This is a genomic window from Spirillospora sp. NPDC049024, from assembly GCF_040649235.1.
GTDB lineage: Bacteria > Actinomycetota > Actinomycetes > Streptosporangiales > Streptosporangiaceae > Spirillospora.
This window is the reverse complement of record NZ_JBEZFD010000055.1, coordinates 1-3,659: the sequence shown is the minus strand read 5'-3', so window position 1 is coordinate 3,659 and position 3,659 is coordinate 1. Positions and strand designations below refer to the sequence as shown.

Below are 3,659 nucleotides of genomic sequence, written 5' to 3'. Positions count from 1 at the left end.
CAGTCCGGTGGACTACGAGGAACGACACCGCTCCTCGACTACGGCCACCTGACCCATCTCACGCCAGCTGTCCGTGCTACGGGGGGAACCTCAGCGGGTTTCGAGGACGCGGCCGATCTGGAGCCGGGGGTAGGGCCTGATGGTCGCCGCGACTTTCGTCATGTGGAGGGTCTGCTGACACAGCCGCTGGCGTTGCTCGGTGAACGGAACTACCGCAAGCCCGTCTGGCACTGCGCCGTGCGGGCCGCGCCTGAGGACCCGGTCCTCACCGATGGGCAGTGGGCGCAGATCGCGACCGAGATCATGAAGCGGACCGGCTTGGCACCGACGGGGGACGTGGACTCCGTTCGCTGGATCGCCGTCCGCCACGCCGACGACCACGTCCACATCGTTGCAACGTTGGCGCGGCCGGACGGCGTCCGCCCTGAGGTATGGAACGACGGGTACCGGGTCCGTGACGCCTGCCGGGCGGTGGAGGAGCGGTTCGGTCTGCGTTCCACGGCGCCCGCGGACCGGACGGCGGCCTGCCGTCCCAAACGCGGCGAGACCGAGAAGGCCGTCCGCCGTGGTCAGCCAGTGCCAGCCCGTACCGTCCTGCGTCGCAAGGTCCAGACGGCGGCCGCTGGCGCCTGTAGCGAGAGCGAGTTCTTCGAACGCCTCCAGGCCGACGGGGTCTTGGTGAAGCGGCGGTTCAGCCAGCGGACGGCCAGCGAACTGACCGGGTATGCGGTGGCTGCGCCCGGTGATGTGAACGCAGAGGGGAAGCCGGTCTGGTACGGGGGCGGCAAGCTCGCCTCCGACCTCACACTGCCCAAGCTCCGCCACCGTTGGGCAGGTGCGGACGGCGCGGTCCGCGGCTCGTCCGCCGTCCGTCCGCTAGACGGACGGCACCTGTCCAAGCGGACGAAGCGGGCTGTGCTGCGGACGACCGTCCGCCGTGCCGCGGACGAAGCCCGGACGACCAACGAGTTCCTCAGCCGCCTCCAGGACTACGGCCTCCTGGTCAAGGTCCGCGACAGCCAGCACACGCCTGGCCAGATCACCGGCTACGCCGTCGCGTTCCCCACAGACCACGGTGACGAAGAACCGACCTGGCACGCGGGAAGCTGCCTTGCAGACGACCTCTCACTCACGCGGCTCCAGCAACGCTGGGCCTCGCCCGCCGCCGACCACGCGCCAACTGTCGACGACGACCTCACGATCGAGGAACGGCAGGCGTTTTACGACGACGCCGCCCGTGCCGCCGCCCACGCCACCGCCCATCTCCGTCGCCACCTGGCTACCAATCCGCACGCCGGCCAGGACGCCTGCTGGGCTGCCTTCGATGCCCTCCACGCGGCCGCACAAGTCACCGGCAACCACCACCTCCGCCGCGCGGCCGACGCCTACGACCGTGCCGCTCGCGCACCCTACGGGCGTCTTCCCCGTCCCAGTCCTGCTGGCAACGCCTTGCGCACCACGGCCCGGCTCCTCGCGCTGACCGGCGTCATCAAGGATCGGACGACGGTGTCGGCGGTGCTGCTGGTCTCCAGCCTCATCACCCTGCTCGACACCATCGCCGAGCTCCGCCGACTCCAGCGCCGGCAAGCCCAAGCTGAAGCCGCCCGGAGAGCAGCCTCGCAGGTCCGCGCAGCAAGACCCGCCAGTCCCGACAACGTGCCACGTCCACCAGCAGAGGCAGCCACGTCCTCGCAAGCACGCCTCGCCATGGCTGCCTTCCCCAGCCCATGGGCTCCGCTGCTACCCACGACACCCAGCTGCTCCGCACCGTCCAGCCCCACGCCACCAGCCCGCCCAAGCCGCCCGCGCCGCTAACAAGTTCGCCATGGCGAAGCATCACTCCACCTCCACATACCAAGACACGGAGGCATCCGAATGCAGACCATGCAGTACAAAGACCTCGACACGCTCCCTACGGTCGTCAGCATCATGACTGCCGCACGCGCACTTGGACTGTCCCGCACGTACGCCTACGAGCTGGCGAAGCGTGGCGACTTCCCCTGTCGCATCATCCGAGTCGGCACCACCTACCGCGTGCCGACCGCGGAACTCCGCAAGTTGCTCGGCGTCACGTAGCCCTCAGGAGTCGGCTGGCTCGCTGATTCCGGGTGAACCAGGAGACGCTGGCAAGTCCGGGAGAGAGGCCGCCCGGCGCCGGGATGGCGACGAAGCTCGGCATCCCGGCGCCGGGCGTCTGACCTCGGCTTTCAACCACCAAGGCTTTGCTTGAAAAGATCTACCTGACTGTAGTTCACTCACCGTGAGCGTGCAGAAGCAGAACGCTACTGCCTCCCTTCCGCGCCCCGGGACCTCCCGTCACCCCCTGCCCGTGAGGCGATCGAGGGCCTCGCTGCCCGGCAGGAAGCGTTCTGCGAAGCCCCTTACACCCGCCTGAAGCTCACCGAGATTGACGAGGAGCTCGGCGCGAATCGAGTGGTGTCCGGCTGGGAGACGGCCTCGCGAATAGAGCAACTCCCGCAGAGCCGTTTCGCAGCCCCCGCCACCACGGAACGAACCGTTCCCGAAGGAGGAGACATGCGAGGTACGACCTACAAGCGCTGCGGTTGCCGTAATCCCGAGACCGGCGAGAAGTACCCCGCGGGCAAGTGCCCGAAGCTGGTCATCCGCGACCACGGAGCATGGTGGGCGCGCTACGACGCCCCCGCAGGAAGCAGCGGCCGACGAAGACAGCCGACTGTCGGGCCATTCAAGACCAAGAAGGCGGCGCAGCAGGCACTCACGGAAGAGCTGGCCAAGTTCGAGATCCATGGACGGCAGCTGGATCGGAGCCTGAAGACGGGCGCGTACCTGGAGACGATCTGGCTTCCTGCCAAGAAGGAGAGCCTGTCCGCCTCGACTTTCGCGGACTATACGGAGATCGTCCAGCTCTACCTGGTGCCCGGCTTGGGACACCTCAAGCTGGTCGACCTGAGAGACAAGCACGTGATCGGCCTGTACGAGGCGATCATGCAGATCAACCGTCCCCTCCCGGACGGGACGAAGCCGAGCGAGATGCTCCGGCGCCTGCTTGAAGTCCGCGCGTACTCAACGCGACAGCTCAAGGTCGGAGAGGCTCCCCGTCGCAAACAGACCAAGCCCATTTCCCCGACGCGGGTGAGGAAGATCCATGCGGTTCTGCTCTCGGCTCTCAACTGGGCGGTGAAGTCCAAGCGACTGCGGGAGAACCCGATCGCGCACGTAGAAACACCACGCGTCAAGGGAAGGCGGGCGAAGCCGCTCGTCTGGACGACCGAACGCGTCCAGCGATGGCAGGAGACCGGCAAGGTACCTGGGCCGGTGATGGTCTGGACACCCGCCCAGACGGGCGCCTTCCTCGACTTCATCGCGGACGAGCGGTTGTACGCCCTGTTCCACCTGGTCGCCTTCCGCGGGCTGCGTCGAGCCGAAGTCGCGGGACTCGCATGGGCGGACACCGACATCCAAGGCGCGGGCACGCTGACCGTCCGCGAGACGCGTCCTGGTTCCGAGAGCCAGGCCGACGAGTACGACGACACCAAAACCGAGGCCGGCGAGCGCACCGTGGCGCTGGACGAGGCGACCATTTCGGTACTGCTGGACTGGCGGGCCGTTCAGGAACGAGAAAGATCCGCCGCCGGCCCCGAGGTATGGGTGGACTCCGGACGGGTCTTCACCCGCGA

The 3,659-nt window shown here is 67.8% G+C and carries 3 protein-coding genes; all 3 read left to right on the top strand.

From position 1 onward, the window contains the following. Window positions 1-162: 162 nt before the first annotated feature. Window positions 163-1,815 carry a relaxase/mobilization nuclease domain-containing protein gene (locus AB0C21_RS43255; RefSeq protein ID WP_500212330.1) on the top strand — a complete coding sequence of 551 codons (1,653 nt, stop codon included), beginning with the start codon at window positions 163-165 and terminating at the stop codon, window positions 1,813-1,815. A gap of 60 nt (window positions 1,816-1,875) precedes the next feature. Further along, window positions 1,876-2,076: a helix-turn-helix domain-containing protein gene (locus AB0C21_RS43250; RefSeq protein ID WP_230298595.1), complete on the top strand. Its 201-nt coding sequence runs from the start codon at window positions 1,876-1,878 to the stop codon at window positions 2,074-2,076. Window positions 2,077-2,535: 459 nt separating this feature from the next. After that, a partial coding sequence (locus tag AB0C21_RS43245; protein WP_500212329.1) for a tyrosine-type recombinase/integrase occupies window positions 2,536-3,659 on the top strand: 1,124 nt, incomplete at its 3' end.